22 protein-coding genes and 3 tRNA genes are annotated in these 23,010 nt (G+C 39.3%); 13 read left to right on the top strand and 12 right to left on the bottom strand.

The features are described from left to right. Window positions 1–11: 11 nt before the first annotated feature. Both RCC89_20885 and RCC89_20880 read left to right on the top strand, forming a co-directional pair. Complete coding sequence (locus RCC89_20885) at window positions 12–746, top strand: 2-phosphosulfolactate phosphatase (GenBank protein ID WMJ75593.1); 735 nt, start codon at window positions 12–14, stop codon at window positions 744–746. 384 nt (window positions 747–1,130) lie between these two features. Then, window positions 1,131–1,517 (top strand): fibronectin type III domain-containing protein, encoded by a 387-nt coding sequence (locus RCC89_20880; protein WMJ75592.1) that lies wholly within the window; start codon window positions 1,131–1,133, stop codon window positions 1,515–1,517. Between the two features lie 186 nt (window positions 1,518–1,703). Here the strand turns inward: RCC89_20880 and RCC89_20875 are convergent, their stop codons facing one another. Continuing rightward, window positions 1,704–2,972, bottom strand: coding sequence for a DEAD/DEAH box helicase (locus tag RCC89_20875; protein WMJ75591.1), 1,269 nt, complete (start codon window positions 2,970–2,972; stop codon window positions 1,704–1,706). Between the two features lie 342 nt (window positions 2,973–3,314). On the opposite strand from RCC89_20875, the gene RCC89_20870 reads away from it, so the two are divergent. Next, window positions 3,315–3,839: a hypothetical protein gene (locus tag RCC89_20870; protein WMJ75590.1), complete on the top strand. Its 525-nt coding sequence runs from the start codon at window positions 3,315–3,317 to the stop codon at window positions 3,837–3,839. Between the two features lie 380 nt (window positions 3,840–4,219). Here RCC89_20870 and RCC89_20865 read toward each other — a convergent pair whose 3' ends face one another. The 3 genes from RCC89_20865 to RCC89_20855 all read right to left on the bottom strand — a co-directional run bounded on the left by RCC89_20865 (window position 4,220) and on the right by RCC89_20855 (window position 8,183). Further along, entirely contained in the window at window positions 4,220–5,989 is a 1,770-nt protein-coding gene (locus tag RCC89_20865) for an ABC transporter ATP-binding protein (protein WMJ75589.1), read from the bottom strand. A 383-nt stretch (window positions 5,990–6,372) separates the two neighbouring features. Continuing rightward, on the bottom strand, window positions 6,373–6,972 hold the full coding sequence (locus RCC89_20860; GenBank protein WMJ75588.1) for a hypothetical protein: 600 nt from the start codon (window positions 6,970–6,972) through the stop codon (window positions 6,373–6,375). A gap of 146 nt (window positions 6,973–7,118) precedes the next feature. Next, complete coding sequence (locus RCC89_20855) at window positions 7,119–8,183, bottom strand: branched-chain amino acid aminotransferase (protein ID WMJ75587.1); 1,065 nt, start codon at window positions 8,181–8,183, stop codon at window positions 7,119–7,121. A 308-nt stretch (window positions 8,184–8,491) separates the two neighbouring features. Between RCC89_20855 and RCC89_20850 the strand changes: the two genes are divergently transcribed. Continuing rightward, on the top strand, window positions 8,492–9,454 hold the full coding sequence (locus RCC89_20850) for a glycosyltransferase family 2 protein (protein WMJ75586.1): 963 nt from the start codon (window positions 8,492–8,494) through the stop codon (window positions 9,452–9,454). 19 nt (window positions 9,455–9,473) lie between these two features. On the opposite strand, the gene RCC89_20845 is transcribed toward RCC89_20850, so the two are convergent. Then, complete coding sequence (locus RCC89_20845; protein ID WMJ75585.1) at window positions 9,474–9,800, bottom strand: nucleotide pyrophosphohydrolase; 327 nt, start codon at window positions 9,798–9,800, stop codon at window positions 9,474–9,476. Between the two features lie 2 nt (window positions 9,801–9,802). Beyond that, window positions 9,803–10,255 carry a D-aminoacyl-tRNA deacylase gene (gene dtd / locus RCC89_20840; protein WMJ75584.1) on the bottom strand — a complete coding sequence of 151 codons (453 nt, stop codon included), beginning with the start codon at window positions 10,253–10,255 and terminating at the stop codon, window positions 9,803–9,805. An 86-nt stretch (window positions 10,256–10,341) separates the two neighbouring features. On the opposite strand from dtd, the gene RCC89_20835 reads away from it, so the two are divergent. Continuing rightward, a complete protein-coding gene (locus RCC89_20835) occupies window positions 10,342–13,035 on the top strand; it encodes a hypothetical protein (GenBank protein WMJ75583.1) in 2,694 nt (897 codons plus the stop codon). 75 nt (window positions 13,036–13,110) lie between these two features. After that, window positions 13,111–15,786, top strand: coding sequence for a glucosidase (locus tag RCC89_20830; GenBank protein ID WMJ75582.1), 2,676 nt, complete (start codon window positions 13,111–13,113; stop codon window positions 15,784–15,786). Window positions 15,787–15,797: 11 nt separating this feature from the next. Here RCC89_20830 and RCC89_20825 read toward each other — a convergent pair whose 3' ends face one another. After that, window positions 15,798–16,763, bottom strand: coding sequence for a glycosyltransferase (locus RCC89_20825; GenBank protein ID WMJ75581.1), 966 nt, complete (start codon window positions 16,761–16,763; stop codon window positions 15,798–15,800). 212 nt (window positions 16,764–16,975) lie between these two features. Here RCC89_20825 and RCC89_20820 point away from each other — a divergent pair, with 212 nt between their 5' ends. The 5 genes from RCC89_20820 (at window position 16,976) to RCC89_20800 (ending at window position 18,712) form a co-directional block, all read left to right on the top strand. Beyond that, a complete protein-coding gene (locus tag RCC89_20820; protein ID WMJ75580.1) occupies window positions 16,976–17,851 on the top strand; it encodes a YicC/YloC family endoribonuclease in 876 nt (291 codons plus the stop codon). 112 nt (window positions 17,852–17,963) lie between these two features. Next, window positions 17,964–18,037 (top strand) — tRNA-Asn (locus tag RCC89_20815). A 62-nt stretch (window positions 18,038–18,099) separates the two neighbouring features. Beyond that, window positions 18,100–18,185 (top strand) — tRNA-Asn (locus RCC89_20810). 62 nt (window positions 18,186–18,247) lie between these two features. After that, window positions 18,248–18,333, top strand: a tRNA-Asn gene (locus RCC89_20805). Between the two features lie 97 nt (window positions 18,334–18,430). After that, window positions 18,431–18,712, top strand: coding sequence for a GIY-YIG nuclease family protein (locus tag RCC89_20800; protein ID WMJ75579.1), 282 nt, complete (start codon window positions 18,431–18,433; stop codon window positions 18,710–18,712). Window positions 18,713–19,202: 490 nt separating this feature from the next. On the opposite strand, the gene RCC89_20795 is transcribed toward RCC89_20800, so the two are convergent. From RCC89_20795 to RCC89_20785, 3 genes are all read right to left on the bottom strand, one after another. Continuing rightward, on the bottom strand, window positions 19,203–20,123 hold the full coding sequence (locus RCC89_20795) for a hypothetical protein (protein WMJ75578.1): 921 nt from the start codon (window positions 20,121–20,123) through the stop codon (window positions 19,203–19,205). A 75-nt stretch (window positions 20,124–20,198) separates the two neighbouring features. Beyond that, a complete protein-coding gene (locus tag RCC89_20790; protein WMJ75577.1) occupies window positions 20,199–20,393 on the bottom strand; it encodes a hypothetical protein in 195 nt (64 codons plus the stop codon). 162 nt (window positions 20,394–20,555) lie between these two features. Then, window positions 20,556–21,143 (bottom strand): hypothetical protein, encoded by a 588-nt coding sequence (locus RCC89_20785; GenBank protein WMJ75576.1) that lies wholly within the window; start codon window positions 21,141–21,143, stop codon window positions 20,556–20,558. 127 nt (window positions 21,144–21,270) lie between these two features. On the opposite strand from RCC89_20785, the gene RCC89_20780 reads away from it, so the two are divergent. Continuing rightward, window positions 21,271–21,420 carry a hypothetical protein gene (locus RCC89_20780; GenBank protein WMJ75575.1) on the top strand — a complete coding sequence of 50 codons (150 nt, stop codon included), beginning with the start codon at window positions 21,271–21,273 and terminating at the stop codon, window positions 21,418–21,420. 123 nt (window positions 21,421–21,543) lie between these two features. Here RCC89_20780 and RCC89_20775 read toward each other — a convergent pair whose 3' ends face one another. Further along, the gene (locus RCC89_20775; GenBank protein WMJ75574.1) at window positions 21,544–21,738 is read right to left on the bottom strand and encodes a hypothetical protein; all 195 of its coding nucleotides are present in this window, start codon (window positions 21,736–21,738) and stop codon (window positions 21,544–21,546) included. 377 nt (window positions 21,739–22,115) lie between these two features. Here RCC89_20775 and RCC89_20770 point away from each other — a divergent pair, with 377 nt between their 5' ends. After that, on the top strand, window positions 22,116–22,310 hold the full coding sequence (locus RCC89_20770) for a cold-shock protein (protein WMJ75573.1): 195 nt from the start codon (window positions 22,116–22,118) through the stop codon (window positions 22,308–22,310). Window positions 22,311–22,374: 64 nt separating this feature from the next. Here the strand turns inward: RCC89_20770 and RCC89_20765 are convergent, their stop codons facing one another. Then, complete coding sequence (locus RCC89_20765) at window positions 22,375–23,007, bottom strand: sterol desaturase family protein (protein WMJ75572.1); 633 nt, start codon at window positions 23,005–23,007, stop codon at window positions 22,375–22,377. Window positions 23,008–23,010: the final 3 nt, after the last annotated feature.

Raw genomic sequence — 23,010 nt, 5'->3', positions numbered from 1 at the left:
AAGGAAGATATATGCGTAATATTGATGTTTGCCTTACCCCTGAATTATTGCATTTATATGATGTAAAAGGGAAAGTTGTTGTTGTTGTTGATGTGCTTCGGGCAACTTCTTGCATGGTTTCTGGAATTGCTCATGGTGTTGAAAAGATTATACCAGTAGCAACTTTGGAAGAGTGTTTGGCTTGGAAAAGCAAAAACTTTATAACAGCGGCAGAGCGTGATGGTAAAAAAGCGGAGGGCTTTGATATAGGCAACTCCCCTTTTAGTTATATGGATCCCTCGTTGTCGGGTAAGACTGTCGTGGTGACTACTACCAATGGTACGCTTGCTATAACTAAATCAGCAGGTGCTTCTGAAATTATTGCAGGGGCTTTCCTCAACAAATCTGCTGTTGTTCAATACCTAGAAAATCAACCTAACGATGTTTTGGTATTGTGTGCCGGCTGGAAAGGAAAGGTCAACCTCGAAGATACACTTTTTGCAGGGGCTGTAGTAGAGGGGCTTCAGGATTCTTTCTTTGCAGACAATGACGCTGCAATGGCTGCGCTATCTTTGTATAAGCTTGCTAAGCAAAACTTAAATGGCTTTTTGGCAAATTCATCGCATGCTAGAAGGTTGAAAAAGCTGAACATTAAAAAAGATATTGAATTCTGCTTGACGGAAGACCTATATTCCGTGGTACCGGTCATGGATAATGGATGCCTTGTTTGTTCTCCTTTGACTGAGGTTAAAGAAACTGCTGAGTAAGATTATAATAACTTGTTCTCTATGGCCCTCTTGGTATAAGTATACTAAGAGAGCTTTGTTTTTTCAATCAGTGGTTATACTTATAGCCAAAGCTCCTCTATGCTTGGTCAGGAAAATACGCAGATTTCTTTGCATGATCTGGATTAAATTTTTGCAAGCAAAACACTTTTTTACTGATCAGCTTCGTTGATTTGCTGTGCGTTTGCGTTTGATCGTCTGTTTTTTGGCTTATATGAAATTTATTAAGGGAGATGTGCCAAAAAATTAGAATAGGTGTATGAAATAAGTGCTACAGATAAAATTTTTTATATGAATTATATTTAAGTTTGTCCCTGTGGTTATATTGACCTTATATTTCCTATATTGCTATTTACTCTTTTGAACATGAAAGTTATTTATACCCTGTTAATGCCTTGCATAGTTGTGTTTGTAATTATGTCTTCTTCTTGTCAAAGGGAAAACATGTTTATAGACGAGAATATGGCAGGGCGTGTAGAGATATCAGCCTCATCCACCTCTAATACGATTTCCTTGAGATGGCCCAAGGTTAATAAGGCTAATTGGTACAGAATCGAATATGCTGCGCCAGGCGAACCGCCAGAGGTTGTTAGTAGCTTTCAGGACAATGTGAATGACCCTGTCAGGTATACTATTTTTAATTTAAAGCCAAACACAACTTATAAGATTAAAGTAGAGGGGCGTGAAGAAAGAGATACTGGCAGCCAAGTAAGAGGGTCTGGTACTAAAGAAGTGACTACAAAGGAAGAGTAATCTTTGTAATTAAACTAGGATTAATGCAAAAGAAAGTTCTAAGGCATATTTCAGGTTAAATATCCGAGAGTAAAGTTCTAAGGCCAGGTCTTTTGGAGCCCTGGCCGATTTTATTTGCCCCAAATATAACGAGCTTTTCTTCTTTAAAATACTTGGGCTTAACCTGTTGCTGATGAATTAGTAAGGTTATAGCTTTTTGTTTTTACGATGCTTTTTGCCAAACATTTTCAATTTGTCCTTAAAGCTGTAGTTGTAATCTTTGGCGTTTTCCGGTTTCTTTTCATGAAACGCTGCTCTTTTTAGGCCTTCCGTGTTTTCCCCGCTAGCTTTACTTTCTTTTTTACGCTTATTGCTATGTGGGTCTCCTTCTATAATTAGGCCTAGCGGTAAATCTTCTAAAGCAAACTTGTGGCCGGTAAGTTGTTCCGCTTTTTTTACTAGAATAAGTTCAATGTCTGTAGTAAATATCAATGACAGCTTGTCCTGGCTATCATCATTTGCCAGTATTCTTTTAACAAGAACATCAGGGTTTTCAGGAAGATCGAAATGTAAGATTACTGGAAAGTGACTAGCTTCCATGTCTTCTTCAGCTTCGTTTGCTATAAGCAGCACTCGTACTTCAGGAGATTGTAAAAAGTCTTCTATATAATCAAAATAGGTATTTGCTGAACCAGAAGGCCTAAACATGGCAACTTCACCTGGAATTCGTCGTGACAGGCTTTTGTACAGGTTTTCAGTAGTAGTTCTTGTGTTGGCAAATACGGCGACTTTATTGAAAATATCTGCATCTGCCATTAATAGGTTCAGGAGGTTTAGTTTAGTTTTGTAGTTAGGTACCTGATAAACTACCTGATTGATAATATCTAGCTTCTCCTCTGGCTCTTCTTCTGATTCAATTACTGTTGGAACATTGAGCAAGGGTTCGGTGATTTTATTTAGTTTGTCGTGAATGACTTCTGTGAAAACCAGCTTTTGGCACTTTCGCATACTTTCGTGAAGCTGTAAAATCTGGGTTTTAAAGCCTTGCTTTACATGTTTTTCTGCATCTTCCAAAATATACATTTGGAGTTTGTTCAGGTTGATGCCAGATGTATAATAGATAGCCTGGATCCTATCTGGCGTGCCAATAACGATATCTACTCCGTCTGCTATGTCATCACGCTGGCTTTCTATGCTATATCCTGCATATAGCGCTAGCACCCTGAGGTTGCTGTTTTTCCCAAGCACGCTAAATTTTTCTTCTAGCTCTAGGCCTGTTTCTTTGTCTGGTACCAATATCAATGCTCTGGGAGCTTCCTCAAAAGCATAATTAAGTTTTTTCAGGACAGCTAAAACTAATAAAGTGGATTTTCCGCACCCTTCTGGCCCTACAATGATTAGGTCTTGACCACCCATAATTCGTGAAAGGCTTTTTTCTTGGATTTCTTTTGGTGACTGAAATCCTGCGTCTTCCATTGCTTTTGTTAGCTGCTTGTTTAATTTTAGTTTATCCAGTGACACGGTTTTTGGTATTGGTTTTATCCAAAGTTACAAAACTTCTGCCTGTAAAAATCTAAGGTGGCAACATTTCTGGTCAGAAGATGTTTTTATTAGTAATTTTTGTTAAACCTGGAATATGTATTAGATTTCGTTATGAGGGGCAAAAGAACAAATAATCAGCGTATTTGGTTTGCAAAGCATAGTGGTTCTATGGTTAAAAACCAAATGCGAGCGAAGCGTCTGATCTGAAGTTGTTTTGCCACGCAATATAAAGTTCTAATGCATATTTCAGGTTAAAAATATAATCTGTATAAATAAATGAAAGAACTAGGAATTGGCTCTCGTATTCAGCACCCTTCATATGGCGAGGGGGTAATTTTCGCTTCACGTTTCAGGGTATATAAGGTTAGCTTTCTTGAAAAAGGGGTGCAGGAAATAGATAAGGATGATGAAATAGAAGTTATTGAAAGTGTTAACGAAGGAGAGTATATAACTGTTAAGGATGTTCAGTTGATGATGACTGATATCCTCGAAAAATGGGCTGACATTACTGAAGTGGTGAAATTGGGGGAACGTTGGTACAAAGGTAAACTGATCCTTCAGCCCTTTGATGAAAAATTAGCACCTAAAGAAATTCCTATTGAAACTTTTTTTCATAAAATCACGATGCTTCGGGATAGGTTGAGGGTGCTCGAACAAAAAATTAATAGCCACAAAAACTTAAACGCTGAAGAAAAGGTGGATATGCAGCAGTATATCACCAGGATTTATGGCAGCCTTACGACTTTTAACGTTTTGTTTAAATATAAAGAAGACTACTTCGTAGGTCAAAAATCAGAATGAGATTGATATAAAGCAAAAGCTGGCGGTTTCCATCGCCAGCTTTTAAGCTAATGCTTGTTAAGCGTCTCAAGTATGACATTGTGCTATGCGCTTACATGAGACATACTTTGTGAGCTTATCTTATGCTAGGGCCTGCTGAAAAAGTCACAAGTGTGCAAGATATGCATGGCCTTACATGAAGACGTATTGGAATACTTCGAATGTAAGGCCATAAAGTAGATTGTGCGCTTGTGGGTAGCCCAAAAAAAGTATTGGGTTAAAGCTTTTCAATTTACTGTGCACGGAAAAATAAGAAATAACAGAAAAACCCTTGCACCTATACCTCCTAATTTTTATACAAATATAAACAGATCAATGTTTTGGGCGTTTTTCAGCGCGCCCTATGCTACCAATAATCCTTTAGTCTGTCTTTCTACAAGTGTGGCATAATAGCCATTCTCGTTTAGTAAGTCTTTATGAGTTCCTGTTTCTATAATCTTACCGTTTTTGAATACCACAATTCTATCCGCATTGACCACTGTAGCCAGTCTATGGGCTATAATAAAGGTAGTTCGTCCTTTTATAAGCCTGTCCAAGGCCTCTTGGACCTTCGCTTCCAGTTCCGCGTCTAGTGCAGAAGTAGCTTCGTCCAAGATCAGGATAGGCGGGCTTTTGAGCAAGGCGCGTGCTATGGCTATTCTTTGCCTTTCTCCGACAGAAAGTCCATTGCCTTTTTCGCCTAATATAGTATTGTAACCATCTTCCATTTTCATAATAAACTCATGGGCGTTGGCGGCAATGGCTGCTTCAATAATTTCTTTGTCTGAAGCATTCGGGCGGCCGTAAGCAATGTTATTTTTTATGCTGTCATTAAACAGCAGTGCATCTTGCATGACCACACCTGTTTGCTTTCTTAATGCTTGCTGCTTCAACGTGCGGACATCCATGCCGTCTATTTCAACCGTTCCTTCTTGAGGGTCATAAAAACGTTGTAGCAGTGCCATTAAGGTCGATTTTCCAGATCCGGAAGGGCCTACAATGGCTACACATTCTCCAGGTTTTACATGCAGGTTTATCCCGTTCAATAGCTTTTCACATCCTTTATAATTGAAATGTATATGGCTAAATTTCACTTCTCCTTTAAATGGCCCAGGCTCTATAGCGTTAGGGGCATCTCCGAGGTGGTCTTGGGTGTCAAGTATATTAAAGATATGCTCTAGGGAAACCTTTGCCGTTTGAGTAGTTTTATAAATGCCTGTCAGTCCTTGCACAGGGCCAAAAAGTCCCCCAACATAGCCTAAGAAGGCCATTAAAGTTCCTATTTGAAATTCGCCTTTGATAACAAAATAACCTCCTAGGGCAATGGCTGAAATACGGGCCATGGTCACCACAATATTTTGAAAGGCTCCTATGCGGCTGTCAAAACCAACACCTTTTACTACCCGGTCATTAGCCTCATCTACATCTTGCAAGAAACGTTTTTTCTCATAGTCTTCCATGGCAAAACTGCGGACAGTAACAATTCCTGAAAGCACTTCATTGAACCTGGAGTATATTTTTCCCCATCGGTTCATCAAGAACCTTTCCCGTTCGGTTTGAGAAGGTGCTGCATAGGCTGCAATAATAGTGGGCAGTGGGGCAAAGGCCAGGACCAAAATAGTCATACGCCAATCGAGCTGGATCATAATGACGATGGCCATGACCAAATACGCCAATGCTGGCAATACGTTAAAAGCAATTTCTGATATGGCAGTGATAAAGCCTTGTATGCCTCTTTCCAGTTTGGTCATAACAGACCCAACCCCTTCTTTGCGGTGGGCGTCTAATGGAAGGCGGTGTATTCTTTCTACTGTTGCTCCCAGCAGACCATAGTGGATATTAATTCGTGTACGCCAAGTTAACCAATTGCTTAACCCTGAAAAGGTTTCTTTTAATAAGCTCAGTGCTAGTAATCCACCGATGCCCATGGCTACTTGGGTTAAGGCTTGGCTTTCTGTTCCTAAATTATCAAAAATATGCTTTATAATAAGCGGCTCTGCTACACCGCTTGCTGCGACCAACAGTGTAAGCGTTATTATACCAATGACTGTCCTCTTCTGAGGTTTTGCATAACTTAATGCCCGAAGAAGTTGTTTGGTAGCGGTTTTGGAAGTCGTTTGTTCTTTTCTCATCTGGATGGATGAATGCTTATTATGAAAAGAAAAACCGGGGCTTGGAAAAGTTAGTTCTGTAAAATGCGGTTTTTTATAAGAATACTTTGGGATTTACAACGCCTCGTTTGATAACGGAGGTTCTAGATAGGGGCCTGCTGAAAAAATCACAAGTGTGCAAGATAGGCATGGCCTTACATGAAGACGTATTGGAATACTTTGAATGTAAGGCCATAAAGTAGATTGCGCGCTTGTGGCTAGCCCAAAAAAAGTATTGGATTAAAAGTCTCTCAATTTACTGTGCACGGTAAATTAAGAAATAACCGAAAAAACCTTGCACCTATCCCTCATAATTTTTACACAAATATAAATAAGTCAACATTTTGGGCGTTTTTCAGCGCGCCCTAAATGGTCCAACGGTCATTTACTAATGCTACCACATATAGGTTGCCTTCATAAGCCTCTACAACAACTCTTAAGCTTCTCCAATCCATTCCTCCAAATTCAGGGTTGAAACCGGCAAAATGGTATTCTGTAAACACTGCATTTGGAAAAACTTCTTCTATGTTATTGACCGTATTCCCTTGGCCAATTTGTTCGTTAAAAGCTACTTTTTCAGCGTTCATGAAATTTACCGGGTACAGGTGTTCTTCATAATACTCCCTGAAGTTCATACGGATTGGTTCCCCTGTGCCATCTTCATATCCCCAGGTCAAGGTGCGTGTTGTGTCGGTCCAGAATGCCTCAGGGCCACCAGGACGCATTTGAACCGCTGTTGATGTGTCTATATACGTGTAGGGCGAGAAAGTAATTCCTTTTGTTGGATGGATATGGTAAAGTAGTTGTCGCCACTTTTGTCCGTGTATATACCTTGTTACATGGTTGGTAAAAAGAATTACTTGAGAAGAATCGTCTAAGTTGACATCTGTTGTTTGTTGCTGTGGTCTTGGGGCACAAGATATTCCGAAAATCAGTAGTAGTACAAGGGCGGTGACGAATTTCATATAGATAAGGCTATCGACTTGCTTGCATTTATTCGGTGAGATATTTGTAGTTTTTCGCGCAGTTTAGCTATCGCAATGTGTCAGCTTACTCTTTGCTAAAAAAAAGTGTTTTAACAAAAAAGGCTGCCAATACTGACAGCCTTTTATTATACTTTTAATTTGTAAATCCATCCAAACTTGTCTTCAGCCTGGCCTAGTTTCATATCGTTTAACGTATCGTTCAATTTATTAGAAAGCTCCCTTTTTGATGTATCAGGAAGATAATAATCTTGACCATTATGGTGGATCATTGCTATGTGTGTAATGGTAGCAGCGGTTCCGGTTCCAAACGCATCGTTTAAAGTTCCGTTTCTGTGCGCTTCCAACACTTCATCAATACTTACTTTACGCTCCTCTACTTTTACGCCCCAGTCTTTAGCTAGCTGTATCACACTGTCTCTTGTGATGCCAGATAAGATAGAGGTAGAGAGTGGAGGGGTAACAAGCGTGTCGCCAATTAGGAACATGACATTCATTGTTCCTGACTCTTCAAAGTATTTATGCTCTTTGCTGTCTGTCCACAGTAATTGGTGAAAACCTTTTTCGCCGGCAAGTTTTGCAGGCAAAAGAGACGCTGCATAATTACCGCCCGATTTTGCAAATCCAATTCCCCCTTCTGCTGCCCTAACAAAATTAGTTTCTACCAACACTTTTACACTGCCTTTGTAGTAGCCAGATACCGGAGATGTGAATATAATAAACTTATAGGTTCTGGATGGTCTAACTCCTATATACTCATCGGAGGCATACATAAAAGGTCTTAGGTATAAAGAGCACCCTTTTTGGTTAGGGATCCATGCATGGTCAAGCTTCAATAGCTCTGCTAGTCCGTCCATGAATACATCTTCAGGTATTTCGGGCATGCACAGGCGTTCTGCAGAGCGGTTAAAACGCTTATGGTGATCTAAAGGGCGAAAAATGACTATATCGCCGTTGTCATCCTTATATGCTTTCAGGCCTTCAAAAACAGTTTGTCCATAATGCAGGACAGATGTTGCAGGACTCATGTTTATATTTCCGAAAGGAGATATTTTGGGGTTTTGCCACTCACCGTTGGCATAATCTACGGTCAGCATATGGTCGGCATATACTGCTCCAAATTCCAGATTGCTGAAATCTGTTTCCTTTAACCGCGAGCCGGACGTCTTTTGGATCTCTATATTTAAAGCCATTGTTGTATAATAATTAGTCTGATAGACCTGAAATGCTAAGTTTTTGTAAAATTATGTATTTATAAACCTAAAACAAACAGGAAAGAGTTGTGTTTAACGCTATTTTTTTATATTTTTTGAAATGTCTCATTTTTTGCCAGACAATAATTGTTTAATGGTATTAATTCTCTTTTCTAATACGTAATAATTATGCTTGGGTATGTAATGTAATGCAATAGTTTTTGGGAAAACAGGAATTTTTTAAGGGTTTCTGAAAATGTAGTAATTTGCGGTTCAAATTAGACAATCAATAAGCTGAAATCTCAATCATGACAATTAGTGGATTTACGATGGCCAAAAATGCGACTAAACTGTATTTTCCGATAAAGGAGTCAATACTTTCCATACTTCCAATTGTAGATGAATTCATAGTAGCACTTGGCGACTGCGACGAAGACGACAAGACAAGGGATGAAATATCCTCTATTTTATCTCCTAAAATTAAGATTATTGACACGGTATGGGATACCAGAAAATTTCCTCGAAGTACAGAGTTGGCTCGCCAAACCGATATAGCCCGAAAGGCATGCAAGGGTGACTGGTTGTTTTACCTGCAGAGCGATGAGGTGGTTCATGAAAAGGACTTAGAAATTATTAAGAATAGATGCGCTGAATTTCAACATGATGATGAAGTAGAGGGACTTCTTTTTGATTACAAACATTTTTGGGGAGATTATGACCACTACCATAATGCTCATGGTTGGTATCCTTCAGAAATTCGTGTCATAAAAAATAGACCAGATATAAGGCCATGGCGAGATGCACAGTCGTTTCGGAAAATACAAGATTTTAAAGAAGGGGACTGGCATGAATACTACCGTAAAGAAGGAACAGAGAAACTCAAAGTAGTCCGGGCTGGTGCAGATATCTACCATTATGGATGGGTTCGTCCGCCAGAAGTGATGACTAGCAAAAAAGTAAATCACGATAGCTTACACCATGGCTCTGACAAAGGTCAGGTGATGAATCAGGCTACCCCTCTGGAATTTGACTACGGTCCATTAAATAAACTTCCTGTTTTTCATGGAAGCCATCCCGTAGCAATGAAGGACAAGATAAATGAGCTTTACTGGAAATCAAGCCTTCAGTATAAAGGCAACGTCCGGCAAGGACGTAATTTACATAAGCATGAAAAACTGAAAAACCGGCTAACGACTTTTATTGAACAAAAGGTTTTAGGTGGAAAGCAGATCGGTACATTTAAGAATTATTGTCTATTGAAAAAGAAGTAAAGCCTCATATATACAAGGCCTACTTGAGTTTTTCATTGTTCTTATGCCTTTCTTTGTCTCTAATGCTTTTCTTTGCAAGGTTTTTTTCCAGTGCATCGGTTAGGTTAACTCCTGTCTGGTTGGCCAGGCAGATAAGTACAAACATTACATCAGCCATTTCGTCACTGAGGTTTTTGTCTTTGTCACTTTCTTTTAATGACTGCTCACCGTATTTTCGTGATATAATCCTTGCAACTTCTCCCACTTCTTCTGTGAGGATAGCCATATTGGTTAGCTCATTGAAGTAACGGACACCTGTAGTGTTTATCCATTCATCAACTTTTTTCTGTGCTTCTTCAATAGTCATTATTAAATCCTGTTTTTAGAATCAATTATTATAGTTACGGGGCCATCATTGGTAAGGGATACTTTCATGTCTGCCCCGAATTCTCCCGTTTGTACATTTTTACCTAAGTTAATAGATAAGATATTAACAAATTGCTCATAGAGTGGGATGGCAATCGGTGGCGGAGCTGCATTGGTGAAAGATGGCCGGTTGCCTTTTTTTGTACTGGCATGAAGGGTAAATTGGCTGACCACAATTATTTCGCCTTGTATATCTTTTACCGAAAGGTTCATTTTGCCCTCTTTATCAGAAAAGATACGCATTTGTACAATTTTCTTGCTTAGCCATACTATATCATCCTCAGTGTCTTCATGGGTAATGCCCAGAAGGATGAGCAAGCCATTGTTTATCCTGCTTTTGATTTTTTTATCAATTAATACCGAAGCTTCTGAAACTTTTTGTAGAACCGCAATCATTATTTAATATTTTTGTAATAAGATTTCATGCCTAGGTAAATCTACTAATTTTCTTAGTAGCCCTAAAACAACACAAAAATTTAAACATGGAAAAGGACTCCAGTTTTAAAAAATTAATAAAATATATACTTGTCGGCTTTGCTGTAGCGGTTGTAGTTTTTTTTATAAAATTTTTACCTTCTGACTCAGATGGGCCCGAAGAAAAACTATATGCCTTGGTTCCGTCTAGTGCCATACTGGTGTATGAGAATATCTTATTCGAAGCGGAAGATAGTTTAGTGACCCCAGCGTTAGAAAATGTTCATCAGGTGATGCTTCTGGATGGGCTGAAGAAAAAGGTTATAGGTTTAGATTCATTGATTGCAGATCAAGACTTAAGTTCTCTTTGGGGATCTGAGAAAGTTTCTGCCGCCATGTTTCCTAACGGGAGATACCAATGCAGCTACCTTTTGTATGTCCCCGCTAAAAGTAAGCGGAAGGGCTTGCCTGGAATGATAAAAAACAGTGGGTTGAAGATTAAAAAAAGGAAGTATAAGGGAGTTTACCTTTCTGAAGTAATTGACCCTGATGGAGAGCCTGCGGTGGCATATGTAACAATAGGGGATTATATTGTTTTAGGGGACGCTCCTTCTTTGCTTGAAGATGTTATACGTGTGTATAAAGGGGAGGCTTCTTCTTTTAGTAAAATAAGAAAAAAGGCGGAGCGGCATGCCATACATGCAAGCTCGGGCGCTGTATTGGTTAACTATGATGCCCTGCCTTCCTACTTTTCTTCTTTTGCTAATAATAAAGGGGCTGAGACCTTTCAGGGGTTGAAAGATTTGGCAGCATTTGCCGTGTTGGATATGACTTTTCGGGAAGATGAGGTTCTGATGAATGGATTTACCGATGTAGCCGGCAACGAGTTCTTGAATGTATTTAATGAACAACGCCCTGTATCTCCAGATTTTGTCAACTATGTATCCAACCAATCTGCAGTGGTCTACTTTTGGGGGTTTAGTGATGGCGGACGGTTTATGAACGCATTGTATGATCACTGGAGTGTGAAAAATCAGGCCGATCAAACTGCCCGTTGGGACTCTGTTAGTCTAAATTATAATTTAGAAGGGCTATATCATGGCCTTGCCAACCTGGCAGGAATTGCCTATTTGGAGCCTTCCAATCCATCTAAGTCAGAACGGGTTGTTTATTTGAAAGCTAAAGAAGCTGACACGTATTTAAAAAAACTGAGAAAACTCGCCGGTGATACTGTTTCTAACCCCGAAACTTTCAAAGGGCATAAGATTTTCCTTTTAGAGCGTGCAGAAATCCCGAGCCTGCTTTTCGGGAATCCAATGAAGGGATTTGGCTCTTGTTATGCCACTATATGTGGCGATTTTGTCGTTTTGGCGGAAAATGCTAAAAATCTTAAGAAGCTTATTTCTGATATAGATGATGAAAATGTCTGGGGCAAAACAATAAGGTTCAATAAACTGGTCGAAGAAACTTTGTCTGGTTTTAATATGTTTTTTAGCATGAATATTTCTGCATCTAAAAACTTTATGAAGCATTATGCTGCAGAGCATGTTAAGGCGAAGTTGGAAAATGACCCTTCGTTCAAAAAGAACGATTTGCTTTCCGTACAGCTAAGCCGGGCAGGAGATAGCTATATTACCAGTTTGGCCTTGCATTTAAATAGTGGAGAAAGTGAAGAACTGCCTCCAACATTGGTTTCTGCCGAAAAGGAGCTCAAAATTGAAGAGGGGCTTTTAGCAGGGCCGTTTACTTTTTCTAATGGAATCGCTTGGCAGGACAGTACTGGAAAACTGTATTTTAGAAAAAATAAAAACACCTATAGGATAGATTCCTTGCCAGAGGTCAAAATGATGGTTTCTGCTGATCTTGATGGAAATAGCATTGATGATTTTATTTTCATAGCCGGAACGGAGGTTTTTGCTTGTGATCAAAAGCTTAATTTAAAAGAAGGTTTTCCTGTTAAAGCTCCTGAAGATATTAGGTTGCATACGCTTTCACTCTTAGATTACAACAACTCTGGGAATTATAGGATTTCTGTTTCTGATATTTCCGGAAACGTAATGCTCATTGACCGCAAAGGAAAAATTCTGGCTCCATGGGACCCTGCTGAGTTTGACTACCGCCTTGCCTGTCCGGTAAAGCATATTCGGATAAAAGGTAAGGATATGATTGTAGTACTTACAGAAAACGGCAAGCTTCATGTGACTAACCGCAGGTCTGAGCCTTATCCAGGATTTCCTGTAGATTTAAAAGCTATCGTAAAAAGTCCATTTTATATTAATGAAGGCACTAGTTTTAATTCTACCATAATCAACATATTGTCAGACAAAGGTGAGTTTTTTAGTATAGATATGACCGGCAAGGTTAAAAAGAGAAAGCAATTGGTTCGTTTGTCGCCGGAGTCTACCTTCAAGCTCCGCCCTGATTTTAATGGAAAAGGTTATAAAATTTTTAGGCAGACACGTACGCAGTTAGACTTTCTTGATCAGCAAGGTGATCTGATGGTAGACCTTCAGGGCTTTAGTGGCTATGGCTTGCAAGTAGAATATATCAATGCTGGGTCGTCGAGAGAAGCTGTGATAGTTATGGACAAAGGAAACAACAGGCTGTACGTATTCTCTCTTTCAGGAAAGAACCTTACACATGACCTGGCAATCAATAGCCGTAGGTTACAAAGTGGATCGCCCATTTTGGGTAGGGGGATTATTTTTTACAAAGAGTATGATGGTGTAATAGAACAGGTTATGGTTTCCGACATTCCTTGATGTCAGACGTGCTTTAACTTATTTTGCACCTGAAGGTTATTTAAAAAATATGGTATTTTTTATAACCTCAGGCAAATGGCACTTCAAGAAGTTAAGAGACTTAAAGATTGTAAGGAAAATAATCCCTGGAAAATATGGGGGCCTTATTTGACAGAAAGACAATGGGGAACTGTACGGGAAGATTATAGTTCTAATAGTTCGGCTTGGGATTTTATTACCCATGACATGGCCAGAAGTAAAGCCTACCGCTGGGGTGAAGAAGGAATAGCTGGCATATCAGACCATAAATCTCTAGTATGTTTTGCAGTGGCTTTGTGGAATGGGAAAGACCCTATTCTGAAAGAACGGCTTTTCGGGCTTGCTGGGCCTGAAGGCAATCATGGTGAAGATGTCAAAGAAATTTACTATTACCTGGACAGTTCGCCTACTCATTCTTATATGAAAATGCTTTACCGCTACCCTCAAGCGGAATTTCCTTATGCTGCACTTAAAAATGTGAACAGGCATAGGAGCAAGAAGGAAATGGAGTATGAAATATATGATACAGGTGTATTTAATAAAAACCGTTTTTTTGATGTTCATACAGAATATGCCAAGGCCGACCCTCACGATATCTTAATTAAAATAACGGTAAAAAATCAAGGGCCGGACACTTCCGAGCTGACCGTTTTGCCTACTCTATGGCTTCGGAATATTTGGTCTTTGGGATATGAGTGTGGTGTTAGCCGGATGAAGGCGAACAGTGCTCAGAGTATTCATGTAGAACACCACCTTGCTGGGGACTACTATTTTTATACTGACCGTAAAACTGATTTGCTTTTTTGTAACAATGAGACCAATTATAAAAGGTTGTTTGGTGTTCAGAATAAATGCAAATATTGTAAAGATGGTATAAATGATTATATAGTTTCGGGGCAGAAGAAAGCTGTTAACCCTGAAAAGGAGGGCACCAAAGCGTCTGCCACATACAAGTTCAAGCTTAAACCAGGGCAGGAAGAAGTGGTTTGCCTTAGGTTGTCCAGTAAACCTCACGAGGAGCCTTTTGCTGATTTTGACCAAATTTTTGAAGAGAGGGTTAAGGAAACCGATGAGTTTTACGAAGATCTTCAGAAAGATATTTATGACGATGAACTGAAGATGATCCAACGCCAAGCTTTTGCTGGTATGATGTGGAGCAAGCAGTATTATTACTTTAATATTCAGCAATGGCTTAATGGCGATCCGGGGCAAATGAAACCACCACGTGAAAGGTTGAAAGGTCGGAATGCCAATTGGTCTCATTTGAATAATAGTAATATCATTTCTATGCCCGATAAGTGGGAATACCCTTGGTATGCCTCTTGGGATCTTGCTTTTCACTGTATTCCACTGGCCCATTTAGACCCAGATTTTGCCAAAAGGCAGTTGACAATTCTTCTTAGGGAATATTATCTCCATCCTAACGGTCAAATTCCGGCCTATGAATGGAATTTTAATGATGTGAACCCGCCTGTGCATGCTTGGGCTACTTGGAGGGTTTATGAAATTGACAAGGAAAAGAATAAGGGTAAAGGAGATATTGATTTTCTGGAACGTGTTTTCCATAAGCTTTTGATGAACTTTACATGGTGGGTAAATCAAAAAGATACTACTGGAAATAATATTTTTGAAGGAGGTTTCCTAGGCTTGGACAATATTGGGGTGTTTGATAGAAGTCATGGGTTGCCGCATGGTGGAAAAATGGAGCAGGCGGACGCTACCAGTTGGATGGGAATGTACTGCCTTAATATGCTTCGAATTTCATGTGAACTTGCCCTGGAGCGACCATCCTATCAAGATGCCGCTTCTAAGTTTTTTGAGCATTTTCTGTTTATTGCCGGTGCCATGAACAATATAGGTGGTGAAGGAATTAGCCTTTGGGATGAGGACGAAGAGTTTTATTTTGACGTTTTGCACTTGCCTAATGGAAAAAGCATGCCGTTGAAGATTCATTCTATGGTCGGGTTGATTCCCCTATATGCAGTGCAGACCATTAACCCCGAAATGCTCGAAAAACTTCCTGATTTTAAACGGAGGTTAGAGTGGGTTATTGAAAACCGGCCTGATTTGTCACGGCTTATTTCTTCGTGGTATGAGCATGGAAAGGGAGAGACACGACTTCTGTCATTGGTAAATGAGACCAGGCTGCGCAAGGTTCTTACCAGAATGTTGGATGAGGATGAGTTCCTTTCTGATTTTGGAATACGTGCCTTGTCTAAATATCATAAGAAGCACCCTTATCAGTTTCATATAAATGGCGAGGTATTGTCCGTTAGTTACTTGCCTTCCGAGTCTGACTCTACGCTTTTTGGTGGCAATTCTAATTGGCGTGGCCCCGTATGGTTCCCTGTCAATTTTATGATCATCGAAGCGCTAAAAGAGTATTATAGGTTCTATGGAAATGATTTTTTAATAGAATTTCCTACCGGGTCTGGGAAGAAGTTAAATCTGGAAGAAGTAGCTTTCGCTATTAGCAGGAGGCTGATAAATATTTTTTGCAAAGATGCCAAAGGTAAAAGACCTGTATTTGGCGGTAATGCCCTTATGCAAACCAATCCCCTGTTTAATGACCATGTTTTATTCTATGAATATTTTCATGGTGATATTGGTGCCGGAATTGGAGCTTCTCATCAGACTGGCTGGACAGGCTTGGTGGCAGACCTTATAAGCGACTGTTGTAACAACCGGGAAGTATGGGAGGATGCTCCTTCCGAACAAATAGAACTTGAGTAAAAGCCTGCCTCTTAGTCAGGCTTTTTTTTCTTACTGATGAGTTGAATGCATCCGCTAATAAAACCTGTTCCATAACCTGTAAGTTGCGTTACAGAAGCCGCAACCGAAAAAAGGCCAGTAAAGAAGCTGCTGTTTCTGATAGAGGCATCTATTAAAACCAGCATTAGGTAGAAAAGTAGAGGCGCAAGTGCTACAGGATAAAATAGGGACAATATGAGAAGAAACGCGGCCCCCAGGGTGAAAGCGGTAGGTAGGAAATGGACTGGCTTTAAACTTTCTGGGTGAAGTTGGAAAAGAACAAGCCTTGCTTTTCCTGACTGGTAAACTTGGTTGAAAAACTTTCTTAAATCTGTTCGTCTTTTGTGGTAAACATAAGCCTCAGGAATTAATGCTGTTTTAAAACCTTTTTTTATGATTCTTAAGGTCATGTCAATATCTTCACCATAACGTATGGAAGAAAAGCCTGAAGTAGCTTCAAATACTTTGCTGCTATAGCCCATATTAAAACTACGCGGTAAAAACTTGCCAATACGTTTTTTGCCGCCCCTAATCCCTCCGGTGGTGAAAAATGAAGTCATGGCATAGCTGACGGCTTTCTGCATAACATTAAATTCCGGATCAGCCATATCAGGGCCTCCAAAGCAGTCTACAGGCGTTTCTGTAAGAAACTCATCTACTGCACGGAGGTACCCTTTGGGTATAACGCAATCAGAGTCCAGAAAGATTAAAAAGAGTCCTTGTGCGTGTACGGCCCCGTAATTCCTGCTCAATCCTGGCCCAGAGTTTTTCTTTGTAAGGTACTTAATTGACAGTTTGTCATAGTAGCTCCGCACAATATTTTCTGAAGGCCTTGATGAGCCATCTTCTACCACAATGACTTCAAAGTCTTTATAAATTTGATGTGTCAGGCTTTCAAGAAGCTCTTCTATTTCTTCAGGCCTATTGTAGACAGGTATAATTAATGAATATTTCGGCATTGCACTTAAATGTATTCTCTCACAAATTTAATAAGGCATGCCTTGTGGTCACGCGCATTTGTGAATTTTCCAGCAGGGTCTATGTTATTTTAGTTGTGTTGAATTTAGTAAGTATATTGATTTTAAGAACACGATTTAACAAAACATCCGTATTTTTGGAACAAAAGAATAATTAATAAAGTAAGGTAAGTTATAAAAATTAATTTTTTTCTATGATAAAATCAATGACGGGCTTTGGCTCTGCGAGTAGCGATAGTGAAGACAGGCTGATTGTGGTGGAGGTTAAATCTCTAAACTCGAAGTTTTTGGATACCAATCTTCGCCTTCCAAAAGAGTATGCAGACAAGGAAATAGAGGTTCGGAATTTGCTGGCGAATTTATTGGAAAGGGGAAAAGTGTCCCTAAATATTGAGATACAGCAAAAGAAAGACACCAAGCCTAAGGTGGCGGTGAACCGTGCAATTGTAAAGCAATACTATAAAGACCTCCAAGAAACAGCAGAGGAGCTTGGGGTAAGCAATAGCGACCTTTTTAGAATGGCGCTAGGCATGCCTAAAGCAATAGAGACAGATATAGAAGCAGAAGACAATGCTGAAGAATGGAAGCAAATTACAGACACTATTAGAGCAGCAATAGACAAGTGCAATAGCTATAGAGCTGATGAAGGATTAAGCCTTAAAGAAAAGTTTGGTGCTTATATTGAAAAAATTGCCATGCTCCTTGAACAAGTAATTGCTCATGACCCTAAGCGAATAGAAAATGTAAGGGAGCGTATTCAAACGCACATGAATGATTATTTGAATAATGAGCAAATAGATAAGAACCGTTTTGAGCAGGAGCTGATCTATTATATTGAAAAGTTAGATATTACCGAGGAAAAAATCCGCCTTAAAAACCATCTTGATTATTTTGTTAAAACAATGGAAAGTGATGGCAGTGGTAAAAAGCTAGGTTTTATAGCTCAGGAAATCGGAAGGGAAATAAATACCATTGGCTCCAAAGCTAATGATGCAAATATTCAAAAGTGTGTGGTTGAAATGAAGGAAGAGCTAGAGAAAATTAAAGAGCAGGTGCTCAATATATTGTAGCTTTCACTCCGTTTGGGCAAACATTCGCCTTGAAAAAAAAGTTAATTTTTTTAGAAAGGGATTTGCGATATTAAAAAGAAACCTGTAATATTGCATCATCAATACGGGATACTCCTCCTTAGCTCAGTTGGTTAGAGCACATGACTGTTAATCATGGGGTCCTTGGTTCGAGCCCAAGAGGGGGAGCATTTAAAAAAAGCCTTCTGTTTTACAGAGGGCTTTTTTATGATTTAGTTTTTATTTAATATCCCTCCTTAGCTCAGTTGGTTAGAGCGCATGACTGTTAATCATGCCCCGATAGCTATCGGGGTTGGTTCGAGCCCAAGAGGGGGAGCATTAGAAAAAAGCCTTCTGTTCTACAGAGGGCTTTTTTATGATTTAGTTTTTATTTAATACTCCTTCTTAGCTCAGTTTGTTAGGGCACATGACTGTTAATCATGCCCCGATAGCTATCGGGGTTGGTTCGAGCCCAAGAGGGGGAGCATTAGAAAAAAGCCTTCTGTTTTACAGAGGTTTTTTTTGCCTAAACTTAAATAGATAGTATTGTTCTGATATTTTTAAGGGTTAGATTTTTTTGTTGTGTATTTTGTGTACATCATACTTTCCCAGAAAAGCCAAAGGTTTTATATAGGCCAGACCTCAGATCTAAAAAAGAGATTGCAGCAGCACAATTGCCCTGAAAGCACCTATTTGACTCGTAGTGGTCAGCCTTGGGTTTTGTACTTTTCCATCGAATGTCAAACCATAAAGCAGGCGATGAGGGTAGAGCGTCATATTAAAGAAATGAAAAGTCGTCGATATATAGAAAACCTGACCAAGTATCCTGATATGGTTGCCAAATTGCTGGAAAAGTACCGTTGAAATATGAGGTATTTATAGTTTTGTGCTCACATGACTGTTAATCATGCCCCGATGGCTATCGGGGTTGGTTTGAGCCCAAGAGGGGGAGCAAAAAAGCCTTCTGTTTTACAGAAGGCTTTTTTTATGCCCAAAGTTAAATAGGTTTTATTTAATTACTCTGTCCTCTAAAAGAACTCCAAGAGTATAGCTTATTGCGAAGTCGGTATGTGTAAAGGTAATTAGTACCCGTCAGCGTCAATAGACCTGACGGCGTATTTAATTAGCAGGCGCGTGTGCAACAAAGTTTGTAAAGGTGTTTTTCAAGGAAAGCTTTTCAAAAATGCTTGTTTTTAAAAAAGAGCAATAGGTGTTGTAGTTTTTTTGGTAAGGTTGTTTAAGGCTCCATATGCATAACATGCTGCTAAGTCATTATGTTAAAGGGTAGTTTAATACTCATCAGCGTCAATAGACCTAATGGCGTATTAAATATTTCCGGATCATGTTCGGCGGTTTATTGAACCCACTCTACAAGTTCTTTTTCAGAAAGGTCTAGGTAATCTGTTTTTTTGTATACGACACCATTTTCTACCATAAATATAGCAGGTAGTGCAGGGCCGCTCATTTTTAAAAACTCGCTTCCACCTGAAAACATGCTGTAGGAAATGTTGTTCGCTTTTGTTTTTTCGAAAAAAGGTTCTATGTTTTTATCTTTCCCGTTTAAGACCATATAAATTGGAAGGTCAGGGTTGTTTTTTTGTAAGATGTGTAGTTTGTAAGCAGCTATCTTGCAGTGAGGGCAAGTTAGGCTGATATAAGCAATAAGCCATTTTCCGTTTTTCAGGTCTTTGTTGGGGGGCGTGTTGGTTGAACTATTGTAAAGGATGTCTAAAGGCAGTTCGTAATCCTTGGCTTCCCTGTCAAAGTTTGCTGCGCCTGAATAGATAGGGTTGAGTATGAAAGGTAGTGCCAGTGTGATTAATAAGGCAAGGGATATTGATGCTTTGCGGAAACGGAACGTAAGCCCAGATTTGAGTTTCTGAAGGCCAAAGACGGCTGCTATGAGCAATATGTTTTTCAAAATACCTTCTAAAGGTGTCATGGGGAATGCATCCCCGAAACAGCCACAGTTGCCGGTATTGCCTTTGGTGGCAATTTGTGCTGCAAGATAGATTGAAAATATGCCTAGTAATAAATAAAGAGACCTGTAAAACCATTTGCCAGTAGCAATGCCTGAAATTAAAATGAGGCCGGCAAAAAATTCTATACCTATAATAAACCTGGAAATGAACGGTGCGGTAGTCCAAGAACTTAGTCCTTGATCTACAAATCCCATTTCGAAATATTCTATGGGGTATAGTTTTGTGTAAGCGGAGAAGATGAATAAAAAGCCTGTGAATACCGAGAGGCTGTGGAATACTACTTTGTTTGTCATTTCTTCTTAACGAAGGTTTGTGATAAGGATTTACAGAGGTTGGTTTGTTAACCTCTGTAAATTATAATGGCTAAATTATTTAAGTTCACAATGAACGCCGTGATCAGGGTCGCTTTGGCTGTCACACCACGCTTTGTCATTGCCTTCAATTGGCTCGTTGTAAATTGTTTCTCCGTCCACCTCGCAAACGCAATTTTGATCTTTTTTACAGCTTGAAAGAACTGCTGAAGCGAAAAGTACACCTAGTGCTAAAGTAGTAAGTTTTTTCATGATTTTATGGGTTAAAAATTGGTTATTGTTCAAAGATGAAAGGTTTTTTCTTTAAAAGCAAAGGTTATGTAGATTAATCTAGGTTTTATTGGTGTGATAAAATTATGTCAAATTGACTGATGTGACATAGTTTCCGTGTTTTTTTCTCTGTGATATCCTAGGCTATTCCAGCCACTCTAAAAGCTCTTTTTCAGAAAGGTCTAGATAATCAGTTTTTTTATATACGACACCATTTTCTACCATAAATATAGCAGGTAGTGCAGGACCGCTCATTTTTAAAAACTCGCTTCCACCTGAAAACATGCTGTAGGAAATGTTGTTCGCTTTTGTTTTTTCGAAAAAAGGTTCTATGTTTTCATCTTTCCCGTTTAAGACCATATAAATGGGAAGGTCAGGGTTGTTTTTTTGCAAGATGTGTAGTTTATACGCAGCTATCTTGCAGTGAGGGCAAGTTAAGCTTATATAAGCAATAAGCCATTTTCCGTTTTTTAAGTCTTTGTGGGGAGGCGTGTTGGTTGAACTGTTGTAAAGGATGTCCAAAGGCAGTTCGTAATCTTTGGCTTCCCTGTCAAAGTTTGCTGCGCCTGAATAAATAGGGTTGAGTATAAAAGGTAGTGCCAGTGTGATTAATAGTGCAAGTGCTATTGATGCTTTGCGGAAACGGAACGTAAACCCAGACTTGAGTTTCTGAAGGCCAAAGACGGCTGCTATGAGCAATATATTTTTTAAAATGCCTTCTAAAGGCGTCATGGGAAATGCATCCCCGAAACAGCCACAGTTGCCGGTATTGCTTTTGGTGGCAATTTGTCCGGCAAGATAGAGTGAAAATATGCCTAGTAATATATAAAGAGACCGGTAAAACCATTTGCCTGTAGCAATGCCAGAAATTAAAATAAGGCCGGCAAAAAACTCTATACCTATAATAAGCCTGGAAATGAACGGTGCGGTAGTCCAAGAGCCTAGTCCTTGGTCTCATTTCGAAAAATTCTATGGGGTAGAGCTTTGTGTAAGCGGAGAAGATGAATAAAAAGCCTGTGAATACCGAGAGGCTGTGGAATACTACTTTGTTTGTCATTTCTTCTTAACGAAGGTTTGTGATAAGGATTTACAGAGGTTGGTTTGTTAACCTCTGTAAATTATAATGGCTAAATTATTTAAGTTCACAATGAACGCCGTGATCAGGGTCGCTTTGGCTGTCACACCACGCTTTGTCATTGCCTTCAATTGGCTCGTTGTAAATTGTTTCTCCGTCCACCTCGCAAACGCAATTTTGATCTTTTTTACAGCTTGAAAGAACTGCTGAAGCGAAAAGTACACCTAGTGCTAAAGTAGTAAGTTTTTTCATGATTTAATGGATTAAAAATTAGTGATTGTCCAAAGATGAGAGGGTTTTCCCTTAAAAGCAAAGGTTGTGTAGATGAAATTAGGTTTCAGCGGTGTAAGTAAATTGTTGAAATTGTCCATAAATACACCTGTTTGGCTATTTTAAATCAAGTGGTATTTTCTTTTGCATGTTGCTCAATGGCCTACTTTTTAAATTTTGATGGTATAGCTTTTTTGTTTGGAATATATTTTTTTTGTGTAATATTTTTATTGCTTTTGCTTTAAAATGTATTTAGTGGATCGTCCTGCGGACGGTAGCTAGGGTTATATTGAACATTTGAACTTATTTGGTAGGGCAATGTTATGCTTTTATAGCAGTAACAATAATTAGTAAGAGTAATGCAAAAAGGAACAGTGAAATTTTTTAATAACTCAAAAGGTTTTGGGTTTATTAAACCAGAAAATGGAGGAGAGGATATATTTGTTCATACTTCTGGGCTTATTGATGAAGTCCATGAAAATGACAAGGTTCAGTTTGAGGTTGAGCCTGGTAAAAAGGGTATGAATGCAGTAAAAGTAGAGGTTATAGAGTGACAGTTTTAAAATACATAGTACAAAAAAAGCCACCTGTCTAGGTGGCTTTTTTTGTCTACCATTCTTATTTAGGCTTTTTTTCTGGCATTGTGCCAAATACATAGTCCCACAGGGGTGAGGATACTCCAAACGCAATTTCTTGATCCTTATAGTGGTGTATGCTGTGGTTTAACCAAAGGGCTTTGAAAACATTCTTTGGTGGTGGGTAAGCGTGTACAATAAAATGTACAAAAAGATAGGCTGCATACCCTGTAAGGAAACCTGGCAAAAAAGCAAATACCCACGTGTCCATAACTAGATAGTATAGGGCAAAAAATGCCGTAGCCAGAAAGATACTTGCCAATGGAGGCATGGCCAATCTTGTTTTATCTTTTGGATATTCATGGTGGACGCCATGGCATATATACTGCATTCTCTTGCGGCCCTCTGTATGTGTACTCATATGGAAGAGGTACCTGTGAACCAAATATTCTAAAAAAGAAAACAGCAATGTGCCTGCCATAAAGACCAGCGGTATGAGGTATGCTGGCAGTGCAGTATGTTTAAATGCATAAAACAGCAACCCTGCTGAGATGCTTAAAAAAATAGTAATTGGAACTGATATGTGTGTTCTGGACAATTTTTCCAGTACAGGGTTCTCAAATAGCTGTTTTGAACCCGAATGTTTTGGTCGAGCTTTTGTGTATACGTTTTCCATATG

The organism is Cytophagaceae bacterium ABcell3, assembly GCA_030913385.1.
Taxonomy (GTDB): domain Bacteria; phylum Bacteroidota; class Bacteroidia; order Cytophagales; family Cytophagaceae; genus ABcell3.
Note: the sequence above shows the minus strand (reverse complement) of the source record. Positions and strands in the feature narration are given on the sequence as shown.